Source organism: Muriicola sp., from assembly GCF_041567615.1.
Lineage (GTDB): Bacteria > Bacteroidota > Bacteroidia > Flavobacteriales > Flavobacteriaceae > Muriicola.
Genome location: NZ_JBFGBM010000049.1, coordinates 1 through 14,584 on the forward strand (window position 1 = coordinate 1; position 14,584 = coordinate 14,584).

The 14,584-nt window shown below is 48.7% G+C and carries 16 protein-coding genes, 1 pseudogene and 1 riboswitch; of the genes and pseudogenes, 4 read left to right on the plus strand and 13 right to left on the minus strand.

What is annotated here, in order from left to right; genetic code table 11:
* The 6 genes and pseudogenes from ABYP73_RS05100 to ABYP73_RS05125 form a co-directional block, all read right to left on the minus strand.
* Positions 1-228, minus strand: a pseudogene (locus ABYP73_RS05100) (TonB-dependent receptor); the annotation flags it as partial.
* A gap of 118 nt (positions 229-346) precedes the next feature.
* Positions 347-461, minus strand: a riboswitch (TPP riboswitch).
* Between the two features lie 47 nt (positions 462-508).
* Complete coding sequence (locus tag ABYP73_RS05105; protein ID WP_372973642.1) at positions 509-2,056, minus strand: DUF4301 family protein; 1,548 nt, start codon at positions 2,054-2,056, stop codon at positions 509-511.
* Entirely contained in the window at positions 2,001-2,615 is a 615-nt protein-coding gene (locus tag ABYP73_RS05110; protein WP_372973643.1) for an AAA family ATPase, read from the minus strand. Before ABYP73_RS05110 ends, ABYP73_RS05105 begins: the two co-directional genes overlap by 56 nt.
* A complete protein-coding gene (gene pnuC, locus ABYP73_RS05115; protein ID WP_372945123.1) occupies positions 2,576-3,208 on the minus strand; it encodes a nicotinamide riboside transporter PnuC in 633 nt (210 codons plus the stop codon). Before pnuC ends, ABYP73_RS05110 begins: the two co-directional genes overlap by 40 nt.
* Positions 3,192-3,452 carry a thiamine-binding protein gene (locus ABYP73_RS05120; protein ID WP_372973644.1) on the minus strand — a complete coding sequence of 87 codons (261 nt, stop codon included), beginning with the start codon at positions 3,450-3,452 and terminating at the stop codon, positions 3,192-3,194. Before ABYP73_RS05120 ends, pnuC begins: the two co-directional genes overlap by 17 nt.
* Entirely contained in the window at positions 3,449-4,108 is a 660-nt protein-coding gene (locus ABYP73_RS05125) for a 4'-phosphopantetheinyl transferase superfamily protein (protein ID WP_372973645.1), read from the minus strand. The genes ABYP73_RS05120 and ABYP73_RS05125 overlap by 4 nt, the downstream gene beginning before the upstream one ends.
* 109 nt (positions 4,109-4,217) lie before the next feature.
* Between ABYP73_RS05125 and ahcY the strand changes: the two genes are divergently transcribed.
* Positions 4,218-5,534, plus strand: a complete 1,317-nt coding sequence (gene ahcY / locus ABYP73_RS05130) for an adenosylhomocysteinase (RefSeq protein ID WP_372945120.1) — start codon at positions 4,218-4,220, stop codon at positions 5,532-5,534.
* Between the two features lie 68 nt (positions 5,535-5,602).
* On the opposite strand, the gene rpmA is transcribed toward ahcY, so the two are convergent.
* The 3 genes from rpmA to ABYP73_RS05145 form a co-directional block, all read right to left on the minus strand.
* The gene (rpmA, locus tag ABYP73_RS05135) at positions 5,603-5,863 is read right to left on the minus strand and encodes a 50S ribosomal protein L27 (RefSeq protein WP_372973646.1); all 261 of its coding nucleotides are present in this window, start codon (positions 5,861-5,863) and stop codon (positions 5,603-5,605) included.
* 33 nt (positions 5,864-5,896) lie between these two features.
* On the minus strand, positions 5,897-6,457 hold the full coding sequence (gene rplU / locus ABYP73_RS05140) for a 50S ribosomal protein L21 (RefSeq protein ID WP_372973647.1): 561 nt from the start codon (positions 6,455-6,457) through the stop codon (positions 5,897-5,899).
* A 113-nt stretch (positions 6,458-6,570) separates the two neighbouring features.
* On the minus strand, positions 6,571-7,011 hold the full coding sequence (locus tag ABYP73_RS05145; protein WP_372973648.1) for a DUF4199 domain-containing protein: 441 nt from the start codon (positions 7,009-7,011) through the stop codon (positions 6,571-6,573).
* A gap of 178 nt (positions 7,012-7,189) precedes the next feature.
* On the opposite strand from ABYP73_RS05145, the gene ABYP73_RS05150 reads away from it, so the two are divergent.
* Both ABYP73_RS05150 and ABYP73_RS05155 read left to right on the plus strand, forming a co-directional pair.
* Positions 7,190-8,518 carry a M16 family metallopeptidase gene (locus ABYP73_RS05150; RefSeq protein ID WP_372945560.1) on the plus strand — a complete coding sequence of 443 codons (1,329 nt, stop codon included), beginning with the start codon at positions 7,190-7,192 and terminating at the stop codon, positions 8,516-8,518.
* Positions 8,519-8,521: 3 nt separating this feature from the next.
* Entirely contained in the window at positions 8,522-10,600 is a 2,079-nt protein-coding gene (locus tag ABYP73_RS05155; protein WP_372945561.1) for a M16 family metallopeptidase, read from the plus strand.
* Positions 10,601-10,630: 30 nt separating this feature from the next.
* Here the strand turns inward: ABYP73_RS05155 and ABYP73_RS05160 are convergent, their stop codons facing one another.
* The gene (locus ABYP73_RS05160; protein ID WP_372973652.1) at positions 10,631-11,512 is read right to left on the minus strand and encodes a DMT family transporter; all 882 of its coding nucleotides are present in this window, start codon (positions 11,510-11,512) and stop codon (positions 10,631-10,633) included.
* A 101-nt stretch (positions 11,513-11,613) separates the two neighbouring features.
* Between ABYP73_RS05160 and ABYP73_RS05165 the strand changes: the two genes are divergently transcribed.
* Positions 11,614-12,030 carry a hypothetical protein gene (locus ABYP73_RS05165; RefSeq protein WP_372973649.1) on the plus strand — a complete coding sequence of 139 codons (417 nt, stop codon included), beginning with the start codon at positions 11,614-11,616 and terminating at the stop codon, positions 12,028-12,030.
* Here ABYP73_RS05165 and ABYP73_RS05170 read toward each other — a convergent pair.
* The 3 genes from ABYP73_RS05170 to gldE all read right to left on the minus strand — a co-directional run.
* Complete coding sequence (locus ABYP73_RS05170) at positions 12,027-12,971, minus strand: pyridoxal-phosphate dependent enzyme (protein ID WP_372973650.1); 945 nt, start codon at positions 12,969-12,971, stop codon at positions 12,027-12,029. The genes ABYP73_RS05165 and ABYP73_RS05170 overlap by 4 nt on opposite strands.
* A gap of 7 nt (positions 12,972-12,978) precedes the next feature.
* Positions 12,979-13,533, minus strand: a complete 555-nt coding sequence (gldD, locus tag ABYP73_RS05175; protein WP_372945564.1) for a gliding motility lipoprotein GldD — start codon at positions 13,531-13,533, stop codon at positions 12,979-12,981.
* A partial coding sequence (gene gldE / locus ABYP73_RS05180) for a gliding motility-associated protein GldE (RefSeq protein WP_372973651.1) occupies positions 13,523-14,584 on the minus strand: 1,062 nt, incomplete at its 5' end. The genes gldE and gldD, both read right to left, overlap by 11 nt.

Genomic DNA, 14,584 nt, shown 5'->3' on the forward strand with positions numbered 1-14,584 from the left:
AAGGAAGTTGAGCAGGATGGGTATATCCTGCCCCAGGTTCCTCGGGGCCAGTTCTTCTTTGGTCAGGTTTGAAAAGGTCACTGGGGATTCCCTGGTTACCCTGACGGAAGACACCAGGACCTCATCCAATACGATCTCCCTGGACGTTGTAGTGTCCTTTACCTGTTCCTGTGCGTTCACGAATCCCGCGAGAGATGCGAAGAAAACGAATAAAATTCCTTTTTTCATTCCAAAAACTTATTTAGAATAAAAGGGGTGATTATTCTGTTGAACCGTTATTACCGGATACCCATTGGGAAAGAATCGAACATGGGTCTGAATCTTCCTCAAATCCGGCCTGCCGTTTTTTTTCGGAAGGCCTGTTCCCTTGGCGGCATTACCCGCCCAGGTTCATCGGGTGTACTCTCAGCCTGTTGCACCGGTCAGGACCGGGAATGTAACAGGCACCCCTTTGAGACGTGGCAAAGATAAGCACTTGTTGCTTAATCTCTGCGAAATGAAAGGATCTTTATTCAGGTTGTGCCTGGTGGGCAGGCTTGAGCAGGTCGTTGACGGTCTTTACAGGATTGAAAGTGCTGATGGGCACCTCCACAAAAACTGTGTTCCAGTAAGCCATTCCCCCATTCCACAAGCCTGGGAGTTCCAGGGCTTTCAGCGGTTTACCTTCCTGGGTTTTCCGGGTGATAAATCCCTGTTTCTCATCTGCGAAACGGAGCAGATCGAATTTCCTCCCCTTGTGATCCTTAACCCCGCAAACGATATCCACCGGATTAAAATGGGTAGCTTCCCTGAATATAGCAGCCTGGTGTTCCCTGTCAAGATCTACCTGGGCCGATTCTACGATCTGCAGGCTGATATTGCCATTCCTGTCCTTTACCCAGAAGGGCCCTCCCCCGGGTTCTCCTTCGTTCTTTACCATCCCACACACCCGGAGCGGCCGGTGTAATTTATCCTTCAGTATCTCTATTTGCTGCCCAATGGTAAAGCTTTCATAACTGTCTGAGAAACGGACATTGAGTTCATTTTTCAAAAAGGCCATAATCTCCTCCATATCATTCCCGCTTATCGTTTCCCCTTCAAGGAGCCTGGCATAGCCAAAAACTTTCTCCTGCAAGTGGAGCAATACCCCGGCCAGGAGCTTTTTGGATGCTGCCGTTTCTGGAGACTGATCACGGGTCACCACATTATCGATGTTCTTGATGAAGATGATGTCTGCATCCTGTTCGTTCAGATTTCTGAGGAGGGCCCCATGGCCCCCGGGCCTGAAAAGTACGCTCCCGTCCTCATTCCTGAAGGGCTCATTCTCCGGGGTAACGGCGATGGTGTCAGTGGCCTGACTTTGATAGGAGTACCCGATCTCAAACTCTGTGTCAGTCTTCTCGGAAACGCGTTTTTTGATCTTCTCCCATTCCTCGTCAAAAAGGGATTGATGCTGGTCGGAGATCGTAAAGTGGAGTCTCGCCTTTTTCTTTACCCTGGCGTAGTCTACTGCTTCAAACAGGTGCTCCTCAAAAGGAGTAGCCAGGATCTTCCGGTATGTATGAAAGGGCAAAAGGCCTTTTGGGTAAAAACCGTAGTTCAGGCCGTCCTCCCTGAGGAGTTCATTGACAAAGGCGTACTTATCGGCATCTGAAGCCAGATCCTTAACTCCAATTCTCCGGAGGACCAAATCGTAAAAGGGAAATTCAGTTACCCTATTGAAGAAGTTTCGGATGTTGTTGTCCCCCTGATTTTTGAGAAAGTCATCGAAGGACTCCTTCCCGGGGTCGAATTTCTCGAGAAAACTAAAAAGGGCTTTAAACATGCGGGATGCTGCTCCGGAGGCAGGGACAAACTTCAAGAGTGAAAAGGAATCCCCGGCCTTTTCAAAGACTTCTAAATACTCTTTTTTCTCCTTTGAATTCAATTGGAGGATACCTTCCCCGACACGGGCAGGAGCGTAGAGGTTTACATTCGGAATCCCCTCCATAAAGGTCCGAATCTGTTCTTCAACCGTTTTTTTACTGATCCCCTTTTCTTCGATCTGCTTGATGTCCCTGTGGGTGAATTCTATCATGTGCAATTAGTTTGTCGATCTGTTCAATGGCCATTTTCAGCCTGGTTTCCCGATCTCCCTTTAAAATAATGAAATTCCGCTTATACCTTACCAGCGTTTGTTTGAAATACCTGTACATCTCTTCCCGTTCCCCGGGCTTATCACGCAGGTCGTCTTTTACCCAGGGTGTATCGATATAGGTCAGCAAGTAAAGATCATAGCTGTTCTCCAGGGCATATTTCTTTAAGACAGGATCGGAATACCCCAGGTAATAGGCCTCCGAATAGACCATGGTTTCCAATAGGTCCGTATCGCAGATCAAAAGACGCTCTGCTTTTTGGGTAGCTTCATTTTCTAACTTCATCTGGCCTTCGGCAATGGGAAGAAGGTCGTGAGGTTCACAGGTCTTTTGTTCCTGGTCCCATTTGTCCTGCAGGTATTCACGGGCATATTCCGGAACCCATGGCGTCTTGTAATGTTCTGCCAGATCTTTGGAAAGTGTAGTCTTACCCGTAGATTCAGGGCCGAACAGAACTACTTTTATGATGTCTGAAGGGAGTTGTCTAAGTCTTTCTTCCATGCCAGGTACCCTTGTATCGCAAGGACCGTAAAGATAAGGTATTGGAAGGAAAGCATCCCCCATCCCCTGTAGGCGTAAAGAGGTACAGTGATGACATCTGCCAGGATCCAGAGGGTCCAGTTCTCCAGTTTTTTGTTGGCCATATACCACATGGCGGTAAAAAAGACACCCGAGGTAAAAATATCTATGTAATTCGCCCCTTCAAGCAGGGTTCCATACCCCCTGTACACTCCGTAGGTAACGGCCATGGTCATCAGGAACATGACAAAACCGATCACTTTTTCTCTGGTATTCGTCCTGGAAATATGTACCACCCGTTCGTCGTTTTTCTTCCTGGCCCAGTTCCACCAGCCGTAAATGCTCATGATCGAATAATAGAAATTCATCATCATGTCACCAAAAAGTTCGTCTCTATAAAAGAGGTACACCGTGATAACAGTTGCCACCAGGCCGGTTGGATATACGAGGATATTCTCCCGTTTGGCATAGATCACGCTGGCGATACCGAAGAAGAAGGCCACTGCCTCCAGGGCGATGAGATATGCCTCCCTTCCCCTGTACGGGTCCAGGAAAAAATCAGAAATGGGGTTCATAATCGCTGCGGTCTGATTTGACGATCTTCATGTGGAGCAAGCCGTGGTCAATGGATTCAAAGACCTCCTTCAATTCGTTTTGGATAAGGGTCATCACCTCATCAAAGGGACCATAAACATGAGTGCTGAGCGGGTTCTCCACCACTTTAAGACCGGAGGCCCTGAGGGCCTTTATAAAAGCGATCACGGGGGGTTCAAAATCATCCTGCAGCGGACTCAGGGTAAGCTCAACGGAAATATTCATGGATCTGTCTTTTTATTCGGGATCAAATATTCTTCTGAGGCATCAGACCTTAATTGCAGGGCAAAGGCACAGGTGGAACCTTCGAATTCCAGAAAGTGGATGTCGAAAAAAGAGGTATTTCCATTCAGGTGGATAAGACCCGTGGTCCTGAGCTGATCCAATCCAAAATCCCGGATATCGATATTCTTCAGAAAGCTCAACCCCACCGTGGAATTGATCTTGTACAGGGATTCCTTCCCGCACCAGACCACGGTGAGCTTCCTTCTCAGTTGGATAGGGTCTTTTATCGGGTTGTATTCTGAGACAGGAGTGAATTTATGGGCGATCTTCAGGATCTTTTCCCGTTGTTTTTCAATATCGATACCCGCCGGAATATGGTTGCTGACGATTATGCCCGTAAAATTGTAGCTATGAGTTATGGAAATATACGAGCCGTCCCTCAGGTGTGGTTTGCCAAGTGTGTCATAGTAAAGATCATGATCTGTATAACCCTCGAGTGCCATCAGGTGTCGGATACTGAGAAAACCCCTCCGGTGGAGTTCGGATTTCATCCCTTCATATCGCTCCTGGCAATGGGGAGTCAGAGATATCCCTTTTGCCAGTGCTTCCTCCGTCTCCGTGATCTTCCAGATATGCACCCGGACATCAGGATCCATTGTTATTGTTTTGTAAAGAGGCATGGGATGTTTTAAGTTATCACTATCTTTGAGGTCCAAAAAAATTGCGGTTTCCCGCACGCTAACGAAAGTAAAAATAAAATAAGAGATGAGCACCAAAACCATACCCTATGTACCTTACAAAGTGAAGGATCTGTCACTGGCAGCCTGGGGGAGAAAGGAAATTGAACTGGCGGAGGCAGAAATGCCCGGCCTGATGTCGCTAAGGGAAGAATACGGAAAAGAAAAGCCGCTCAAGGGAGCGAGAATCGCGGGTTGTCTGCACATGACCATTCAGACGGCTGTCCTGATCGAGACACTTGTTGCCCTGGGAGCTGAGGTAACCTGGAGTTCTTGTAATATTTTCTCTACCCAGGACCACGCTGCAGCGGCCATCGCGGCAGCCGGCATACCGGTCTATGCCTGGAAAGGGATGACTGAAGAAGAATTCGACTGGTGTATAGAGCAGACCCTGTTCTTCGGGGAAGACAGAAAACCCCTGAATATGATCCTCGATGACGGGGGTGACCTCACCAACATGGTGCTGGATCGCTACCCTGAGCTAGCAACCGGTATCAAGGGATTGTCTGAAGAGACAACCACAGGAGTTCACAGGCTCTATGAGCGCATGAAAAAAGGAACCTTACCCATGCCGGCCATCAATGTGAATGACAGTGTGACCAAATCCAAGTTCGACAACAAATACGGATGCAAGGAAAGCGCTGTAGACGCAGTCCGAAGGGCTACCGATACCATGCTGGCAGGTAAAAGGGTTGTGGTTGCCGGATATGGAGATGTGGGTAAAGGTACGGCCGCCTCATTCAGAGGAGCCGGCTCCATAGTTACCGTGACAGAGATCGACCCCATTTGCGCCCTTCAGGCCTGTATGGACGGTTTTGAAGTCAAGAAAATAGAATCTGTCATCAAAACAGCAGACATCATTATCACGGCCACTGGAAATAAGGATATTATCAGGGAAGAACACTTCAGAGCTATGAGGGATAAGGCCATCGTTTGCAACATTGGTCATTTTGACAACGAGATTGATATGGCATGGCTGAATGCTAATTACGGTGACACCCGGGATGAGATCAAGCCTCAGGTAGACAAGTATACCATTGACGGCAAGGATATCGTGGTTTTGGCGGAAGGCCGACTCGTAAACCTGGGGTGTGCCACAGGTCATCCCAGTTTTGTGATGAGCAATTCGTTTACAAACCAGACCCTGGCCCAGATCGAGTTGTGGAAAAACGGAGAGAAGTACGAAAACAAGGTATACATGCTGCCCAAGCACCTGGATGAGAAGGTTGCCAAGTTGCACCTAGCTCGCCTTGGTGCAGAGCTCACGGAATTAGACAAGGAACAGGCCGACTATATCGGCGTGCCTCAGTACGGACCGTTCAAACCTGATTATTACAGGTATTGATGGCCGCGGTTAACGCAAAAAAAAAGCTCTTGATTTCTCAAGAGCTTTTTTTATTTCCTTCAACCTGTTTATGCGTCAAAAGGCTCTACAGAAACATAGGATTTGCCTCCAGCCTTTTTCTCAAATTTTACAAGTCCGTCTACTTTAGCATGCAAAGTATGGTCTTTACCTGCGTATACATTCTCGCCCGGGTTGTGCTTGGTACCGCGTTGCCTAACGATGATGTTTCCGGCAATAGCTGCCTGACCACCGAAGATCTTTACCCCGAGTCGTTTCGATTCTGATTCCCTTCCGTTCTTGGAACTACCTACACCTTTTTTATGTGCCATAATTCTTTCTTTTTAGCGGAGTGATCTCCTTGTTTATTTACTTAAAGCAGCGATGAGTTCAGCCTTCTTCATTGAAGAGTATCCCTCAAGGCCTTTGGCTTTGGCCATTTCCTTGAGTTCAGCAACGGTGTGCTTGCTCAGGTCGGCCGAAGCTTTTGGTGACTCCTTTTTGGGAGCTGCAGCTGCCTTTTCAACCTTAGTAGCTTTAGGCGCTTCTTTCTTTGCTTTCGGTGCCTCTTTCTGAGGAGCAGCTTCTTTTTTAGCCTCTACCTTTTTGGCTCCTTTAGCAATGATACCTTCGATCTGGATCTCAGTTAGGAACTGTCGGTGACCGTTCTTTTTTTGATATCCCTTGCGTCTTTTTTTCTTAAAGACAATAACCTTGTCACCTTTCAGGTGCTTGACGACTTTAGCCTCTACGGCAGCTCCGTCTATAGCCGGGGCGCCAACGGTCACGTTCTTACCGTCCTCGAGAAGAAGCACATTGTGGAAAGAAACTTTCTTCCCTTCTTCTTCTTTGAGCCGGTTTACGTACACCTTCTGGTCTTTCGCAACCTTGAATTGCTGCCCTGCTATCTCTACAATTGCATACATAGCTTTGAATTAGTGTTATAACCTATGCGCTCAATGCGCGTTTTAGGAGGGTGCAAATATACTGCTTAATTGCTAATTAGCAAGGGCTTTACTGATAAAAAAGACACTTGTGCTCAGGCGTTCTTCGTAGACTTGAACAATTGCATAAATGCCAGGGTCAGAACCAATGTAGTTGCAAAACCCATGATGGCCACGGTAAAAAAGACGATGGCCTCAAAACTCTCGAATCTGCTGAACCACTGCTCTGAGAGATGGGCGAGAAATTCCGGATCGATCTCCGTTGAGTAGATCGCAAAGAAGACGGTGAAGATCAATGTAGCCACGAAGCCCGTTACGATGCCGGCCTTGAAGCCCGTACCGTAAGAAAATTTCTCCTTCTCCTGAATTTTGAAATACTTGATCGCTTCGTAGATCGCGAACCCCGTGATGACTCCGTTGAAAAGGCTGTAAAACACATTGGTGTGCAAATCGACCAATGACAGGATCAGGAAATAGGCGATGAGACTTCCACTGGCTGCGAAACCAAACCGGATGGGCAAAGCGACTTTATTCATAGTTTTTTGGTTAATTGGACGGCTTTTAAAGTATGAAATTATCGTTAATATAGCTGTTAATTCTTGTTAAAGCTAGCGGAATCTTTATATTTACTAATCTAATGGGTCGGGGGTCTAGAGCATTCTTCTCACCTCTCCCGACCCCATATTCTTTCATTTATAAAATAATCGCAAACACATGAGAAAATTTAAATTTCAGGTGCCCTTCATGGCCCTGCTCCTCGCGTCTTTCCACATGGTGGCACAGGAGGTTTCCTACGAGGAGTACGACCTGGACAACGGGCTGCACGTGATCCTGCACAAGGACAATACTGCGCCTGTGGTGACCACCTCGGTCATGTACCATGTAGGGGGTAAGGACCGTACAGAGGGACGTACGGGATTTGCCCATTTATTTGAACACCTGCTCTTTGAAGGGACAAAGAATATCGAAAGGGGGAAATGGTTTGAGATCGTATCTTCCAACGGAGGGAGAAACAACGCCAATACATCCCAGGACAGGACTTATTACTATGAGGTTTTTCCGAGTAACAATCTGGAACTCGGCCTTTGGATGGAATCTGAACGCATGCTGCACCCAATCATCAACCAGGTGGGCATAGATACCCAGCAGGAAGTGGTGAAGGAAGAAAAAAGACTCCGTTATGACAACTCGCCCTATGGACAGCTGCTGCCCGTCCTGGGGGAAAACCTGTTTAAAGTGCACCCCTACAAGGATCCCAACATCGGCTATATGAAAGATCTCGATGCCGCCTCTTTGGAGGACGTGATCGCCTACAATAAAAAATATTACGTGCCCAACAATGCCGTGCTGGTGGTTGCGGGCGATATCGATATTCCTTCGACCAAAAAGATGATCTCCGATTATTTCGGGCCCATCCCAAGGGGGGCAGACATCGTACGCTCTTACCCAAAGGAAGAACCTATCACTACAGAGATCAGGACCAAGGCCTACGATCCGAATATCCAGATCCCTGCGATCATGGTCGCCTACAGGACCCCGGGATTTGCGGAAAGGGATGCATATGTCCTCGACATGATCTCCACCTACCTGAGTGACGGAAAGAGCTCAAAGCTGTACAAAAAGATCGTGGACGACCAGAAACAGGCCCTGCAGGTAGGCGCCTTTAATATAGGACAGGAAGACTATGGTATGTACCTGGTTTTTGCCCTGCCCGTTGGTGAGACTCCACTGGAGGTTCTCGCTGCAGAGATGGAAGAAGAGGTGGCCAAGGTGAGGACCGACCTTATTTCTGAGAAGGATTACCAGAAGCTTCAGAACAAATTTGAGAACCGGTTTGTGAATTCTAATTCCAGCGTGGAAGGAATAGCCGGTACGCTTGCCACCTCGTACATGCTATATGGGGACACAGACCTCATCAACAAGGAGATAGACATTTTCCGCTCCATCACCCGCGAGGAGATCAGGGCTGTTGCCGAAAAATACCTCAAACCCAACCAGCGTGTGGTCATCGAATATTTACCTAAGGACAAAACAGACAATTAGAAAATGAAAAGAGTATATTTTACTTTATTGGTCGCCTTTCTGGCGGTATCCGTTACCGCCCAGGTAGACCGGTCAAAAATGCCGGAGCCGGGGCCGGCTCCGGAGATCAACCTCGACGAGCCCCAGCGATTTGAGCTGAACAACGGCCTGAAAGTACTTGTGGTTGAAAATCACAAACTCCCAAGAGTTTCCATTCAGCTAACCCTTGACAACCCTCCTATCCTGGAGGGGGACAAGGCAGGTGTTTCCAGCCTAACAGGAGCTCTGCTGGGCAATGGATCCACCTCCATTCCCAAGGATGAATTCAATGAAGAAGTCGACTTCCTGGGTGCGAACATCAGCTTTGGATCTCAGAGCGCTTTTGCCAGCTCACTTTCCAAGTATTTCCCTAGGATCCTGGAACTGATGGCAGATGCGGCCATCAATCCGAATTTTACTCAGGAAGAGTTTGACAAGGAAAAAGACAAGCTTATCACAGGGCTCAAGACACAGGAAAAGGACGTTTCTGCCATTGCCGGCAGGGTTCAGACCGCCTTGGCCTACGGTAAAGGGCATCCTTACGGGGAATTCACCACGGAAGAGACAGTGAACAATGTGAATTTGCTGGATGTAAAACAATTCTACCAGAATTATTTCGTCCCCGCCAATGCTTACCTGGTAGTCATAGGGGATGTGGAGTTTGAGCAAGTGAAAGAATTGGTCACCGAGGCCTTTACCCCCTGGACCAAGGCTTCACCCCCATCCTTTTCCTATTCCAAGCCTTCGGATGCCCAGTACACTCAGATCAATTTCGTGGATGTGCCCAATGCGGTTCAGTCCGAGATCACGGTGCAAAACCTCGTAGACCTGAAGATGAAGGACCCGGATTACCTTCCGGCCATCGTCGCCAACCAGATCCTCGGGGGAGGCGGAGAGGCGCGGTTGTTCCTGAACCTGAGGGAAGACAAAGGTTATACCTACGGTTCCTACTCCCGCATCGGAGACAGTAAGTACGCCCCTTCCAGGTTCCGGGCTTCGGCCAGTGTTCGGAATATGGTTACAGACAGCTCTGTAGTCGAGCTATTAAAGGAGATCGACCGAATCGCAAAGGAACCCGTTTCCGAGAAAGAATTGAAGAATACCAAGGCCAAGTACGTAGGCAACTTTGTGATGGCCCTTGAAAGGCCGTCCACCATCGCCAGGTACGCCCTGAATATCGAGACGGAAGACCTTCCCAAGGATTTCTACAAGACCTATCTGGAAAAGATCAACGCTATTACCATTGAGGATGTACAGGCAGCAGCCCAGAAATACTTCTCCACCGACAACGCGAGGATCGTGGTAGCCGGTAAGGGCAGTGAGGTCCTGGAGAACCTGGAAAAGGTGAGCTTTAACGGGAAATCTATTCCCATCAAATACTACGACAAATACGCCAATGAGGCGGAAAAGGCCAATTACGAAGCGAGTATCCCTGAGGGAACTACCGTACAATCCGTGATCGACAAGTATTTTGAAGCCATAGGCGGAAAGGACAAAGTGGCGGAGATACAATCCCTGAAGCTCGTCTACGAGGGCAGTGCGATGGGGGCCACGATCAAGATCGAAGAGAAAAGGACTGCAGACAAATACGCTCAGACCACCTTTATGAACAATGCGCCTATGATGGGTGTCATAGCCAAGGGAGATGAGCTTTATATGAAGCAGGGAGCCAACAAAATGGCCTTACCCCCAGACTTGCAGCAGGATATGCAAAACGCCATGGGAATCTTCCCGGAGCAAAAAATAGCTGCCAACCCTGACGCCAGGATCGGGGGCACGGAAATGCTCGACGGCAAGGAGGTGATCAAGATCGAAGTACCCGGAAAGGTGATACAGGCCACGTACTACTACGATATGGAATCAGGCCTTAAGGTGAAAGAAGCCACGGTGACTTCCATGAACGGTCAGACCCAGAACCAGGAAAGTACCCTGATGGACTACCAGGAATTTGACGGGATCAAATTCCCTGCCATGCGGACCAGCAACCTGGGTCCACAGACCATCGAGGCGAAACTACTGGAGGCTGTGATCAATTTCGGCCCTACGGATGCCGATTTCGACTAGTCACTAACAACTGTAAAAGGAGAGCACATTTCAACTACGGGATGTGCTCTTTTTTTTATTGACCAGGTATACCCCTATGAGAATGATACCTGCGGCAAAGACCTGCCACAGGCTGAAGCGTTCTCCGTCCATCAATCCCCAGAATATCCCTACCACAGGAATCAGGTAGGTCACCGAAACCGAAAACACAGGAGACGATATTTGTATAAGCCTGTTGAACATCACCTTGGCTACACAGGTGCCGATGATACTGAGAATGGCCACGTAGCCGAGGGAACTCATGAAAAATTCTCCCTGGCGGACGGAGCTGTTCAGTGCTCCTGAGTAAAACAGAAGGAAAAGGGCCGGTACTATCATAAAAGCAAAGTTGCCCACGGCGATGCCCATGGCAGAGACCTCCTGCAGTTTACTCTTGATGATGTTAGCATTGCAGGCGTAGAAAATTGTAGCCAGAACAACCAGGCCGGCATACCAGTAATTCTGACCCGGATTGATCTCCGAACCCAAGGCGATTAGCAGGACGGCTCCAAGAAGACCCACGAGGACCCCGCCCAACTGCCTTTTCGAAAAGGTAATGCCAAAGGCCGCGAAACCGATCAGAATGGTGAACAGGGGTACGAGTGAATTCAGGATAGCAGCGATGCTGCTGTCTATTTCGGTTTCTGCAAAAGCGAAGAGGAAAACAGGAAGGAAACTGCCGAGGAGTCCTGACAGACCCACCCAGAACCATTCTTTTCCTGAGATCGATCTGAGGGATCTGAACCCAAGAGAAAGCAGGACAACTGAAGTGATCACAATGCGTACAGCTCCCAGCTGAACGGGGGTAAATCCCTCCAGCCCCTTCTTGATCAGGATATAGGAGGTACCCCAAATAATGGAAAGTATGACCAGGTACATCCATTTTCTGTTCACATCGCTCAAAGCCGGCAATTTTGGCGCAAAAATGAGGGTTTTTCATGGGATTCCGGGAATTGGGTTTCGTAAATTTGTCCTAATTCTTAAGCCCTTATCCCATGAAACCGATAATTCTGATCCTCTCTTTCTTTCTGATCTTCTCCTGCAAGACCGAGAATAAAAAGCCAGATCAACCCACCAAAATGCAGGAAGTGATCGCCATACACGATGAGGTCATGCCCAAAATGAGCGACATCAGCAAGCTGGTCGCTGAATTAAAGCCCATGGCCGATTCCACGGAAGCTGGAATGAAGTACATGACTGCGATGAAAGACCTGCAGGCAGCACACCGATCTATGATGGACTGGATGCAGGGGTTTGGGTCCCGATTTGATTCGGATGAGATCCTCAATGGAAAGGAATTGTCTGAAGAAAAAAGGACATGGCTACTGGAAGAAGAACAGAAAGTGATCCAGCTCAGAGAAGATATCAATGGCAGTATTGAGCGGGCTGAAACCCTGCTTAGAGAGGACTAAAAAGGTAATTGCCCCAGATCTACGTTGCCTCCCGAAATGATGATCCCCACCTTTTTACCTTTGAAATCGGCTCTGTCCCGATACAGTCCGGCCAGGGCCACAGCGCTGGAAGGTTCTACGATGATCTTCATCCGTTCCCAGATAAGGCGCATCGCCTCCACGATCTCATGCTCTTCTACCCGGATGATCTTCTTTACGTATTTCCGGATGACCGGGAAAGTATTGCTCCCCAGCTGGGTTTTGAGTCCGTCTGCGATCGTATTCGTCGTTTCATTCCCCTCTATCCTTCCGCTTTCCAGGGAGCGATAAGCATCATCCACTTCAAAGGGTTCCGTACCAATTACCTCCACTGAGGGTTTCATAAAGGCCGCGGCCAGAGCCGTTCCGGCAATGAGTCCGCCTCCTCCCACTGGCGTCAGGATGCAATCGAGATCGGGGTAATCCTGAAGAAGTTCATAGGCGGCGGTACCCTGACCGAGAATTACGTCAGGGTCGTTAGATGGGTGTAAGAACACAGCACCCGTTTTGTCCTGTATTGCTCTGGCCATGGCATTCCTGGCAACCAGGGTAGGTTCGCATTCGTAAATGATCCCTCCGTATTCCACAACCCCTTTCTTCTTTACTTCCGGCGCAGTAGTTGGCATTACGATATAGGCCTTCACTCCCAGGCTCTTTGCGGCCAGGGCAAGGGCCTGGGCAAAATTCCCTGAAGAATGGGTCACCACCCCTTTACTCCGTTCTTGTTCACTCAGGCATAACAAAGCATGGGTCGCACCCCGCATCTTATAGGCGCCCATCCGCTGGAAATTCTCGCATTTGAAATACACCTCTGCCCCGATTATATCATTGATCAGCCTGGAAGTCAGAACGGGGGTTCGATGGATATAGGGGGATATCTTTTCGTAACACGAAGGGATCAGCTTGCCATTCAATTCAGTCATGACCTGCTTATTTCCATTTGAGGGTTTCAAGGATTCTGCGTACATCCTTCTGCAAGTAGACCGCCGCAGGATACACAGAATCGTAATTCGGCTTGGCGTAAAAGTACAGAGACCCTGTAAGGAAGTGGCGTGTACTGTCTGTGGCGTAGAACTGGGCCTGAGAGGCCGCATCCCCTTTCACTTCGTAGAACATACCATAGACCCTGCCTTCTTCGTCTATATACTTTTGCTCCATGATATTATCCGCCTTGATCACGTGCTCATAAGACAATTTCTGCGCATCGGAGAGCAGTTGGACCAGATTGTCCTCAACCGGCTTGTAAGTAAGGTAGATGGCGCCCTTCAGGGCCGGATAATCCAGGGTAAGGGAACTGGCTTTCTCATCCCTGACCTGAGCCAGGTTGTTTGATTCAAAGGAATAGGCCGGAGTATTCACCACATCCGACCCCCCTGCCGGATACTCGAGCCGGAGCTGGGCCTTGGGTTTGGGCAGCGCCTCGTCCCCGCAGGAGCTGAGTAAACACAGGAATCCACATAAAAACAACAAGAAATTAAACCTCATTCGGCAGGGTGATTTTTATTTGTTTGAGCCTTTTCCTGTCCAGGCTTTCCACTACAAATTCGTAATTCTGGAAGGTGATCTTCTCTCCTTTTTTTGGGAAACTCCCTGCGATCTCCAGGACAAAGCCTGCGATGGTCTCGGATTCCCCTTTTTGTTCTTCAAACGCCGCCTCGTCGTCAATTTTTGCCACCCTGTAAAAATCCTTGAGAGCGGTCTTGCCGTCGAAAACATAGTTATGGTCGTCCAGTTTGGAAAAGACCAGGTCCTCATCATCAAACTCATCACTGATATCACCCACGATCTCTTCAATGATATCCTCCAGGGTAACCACCCCTGAAGTACCCCCGTATTCATCCACTACCACGGCCAGGTGTATCTTCTTTTCCTGGAATTCCAGCAGCAGGTCGTCCAGCTTCTTGTTCTCGGGAACAAAATACGGCTCCCTGATCAGGGAAATCCATGCGAATTGCTTCCGGTCTATGTAGGGAAGGAGGTCTTTGACGTAGAGCACCCCGATCACCTTATCTATATGATCCGAAAATACCGGAATGCGGGAATATCCGTTCTTTTTGATCTCCTCCAGTACCTCCGGGAATTTCATGTCTTCCCTGAGTGCGAAAATATCAATGCGGGGCCTCATCACCTGTTTGGTGTCCGTGTTCCCAAAGGATACGATGCCTTCCAGGATCTTCTGTTCTTCCTTGGTGGTATCCCCTTCAGAAGTGAGTTCCAGGGCCTGTGACAAATGGTCGACACTAAGGTTGGATCTCTGCCTGCCGAATTTGTCAAAAAGATAGATCGTTGCCGATCGCATCGGGCTGCTCAGAGGGGTAAGAAGGATGTCCAGCCCCTTGAGGGGAAAGGCCATAAAGTGTGAGAACTGGTGTTTATTCCTGTTGGCATAAATCTTTGGGAGGATCTCCCCGAACATAAGGATAAGAAAGGTCGCGACCACCACCTCCAGGAGGAAACGCACAGAGACCACACCCATGATCTGATAGGTGATGGAGGAGAACAGGGTGTTCCCAAGATCACTGAAGAGGAGGACAAT

What these genes read in the sequence shown, in the direction of transcription:
- ABYP73_RS05105 (WP_372973642.1), bottom strand. Translation starts at nt 2,056, where the DNA reads ATGATAGAATTCACCCACAGGGACATCAAGCAGATCGAAGAAAAGGGG.
- ABYP73_RS05110 (WP_372973643.1), bottom strand. Translation starts at nt 2,615, where the DNA reads ATGGAAGAAAGACTTAGACAACTCCCTTCAGACATCATAAAAGTAGTT.
- pnuC (WP_372945123.1), bottom strand. Translation starts at nt 3,208, where the DNA reads ATGAACCCCATTTCTGATTTTTTCCTGGACCCGTACAGGGGAAGGGAG.
- ABYP73_RS05120 (WP_372973644.1), bottom strand. Translation starts at nt 3,452, where the DNA reads ATGAATATTTCCGTTGAGCTTACCCTGAGTCCGCTGCAGGATGATTTT.
- ABYP73_RS05125 (WP_372973645.1), bottom strand. Translation starts at nt 4,108, where the DNA reads ATGGATCCTGATGTCCGGGTGCATATCTGGAAGATCACGGAGACGGAG.
- ahcY (WP_372945120.1), top strand. Translation starts at nt 4,218, where the DNA reads ATGAGCACCAAAACCATACCCTATGTACCTTACAAAGTGAAGGATCTG.
- rpmA (WP_372973646.1), bottom strand. Translation starts at nt 5,863, where the DNA reads ATGGCACATAAAAAAGGTGTAGGTAGTTCCAAGAACGGAAGGGAATCA.
- rplU (WP_372973647.1), bottom strand. Translation starts at nt 6,457, where the DNA reads ATGTATGCAATTGTAGAGATAGCAGGGCAGCAATTCAAGGTTGCGAAA.
- ABYP73_RS05145 (WP_372973648.1), bottom strand. Translation starts at nt 7,011, where the DNA reads ATGAATAAAGTCGCTTTGCCCATCCGGTTTGGTTTCGCAGCCAGTGGA.
- ABYP73_RS05150 (WP_372945560.1), top strand. Translation starts at nt 7,190, where the DNA reads ATGAGAAAATTTAAATTTCAGGTGCCCTTCATGGCCCTGCTCCTCGCG.
- ABYP73_RS05155 (WP_372945561.1), top strand. Translation starts at nt 8,522, where the DNA reads ATGAAAAGAGTATATTTTACTTTATTGGTCGCCTTTCTGGCGGTATCC.
- ABYP73_RS05165 (WP_372973649.1), top strand. Translation starts at nt 11,614, where the DNA reads ATGAAACCGATAATTCTGATCCTCTCTTTCTTTCTGATCTTCTCCTGC.
- ABYP73_RS05170 (WP_372973650.1), bottom strand. Translation starts at nt 12,971, where the DNA reads ATGACTGAATTGAATGGCAAGCTGATCCCTTCGTGTTACGAAAAGATA.
- gldD (WP_372945564.1), bottom strand. Translation starts at nt 13,533, where the DNA reads ATGAGGTTTAATTTCTTGTTGTTTTTATGTGGATTCCTGTGTTTACTC.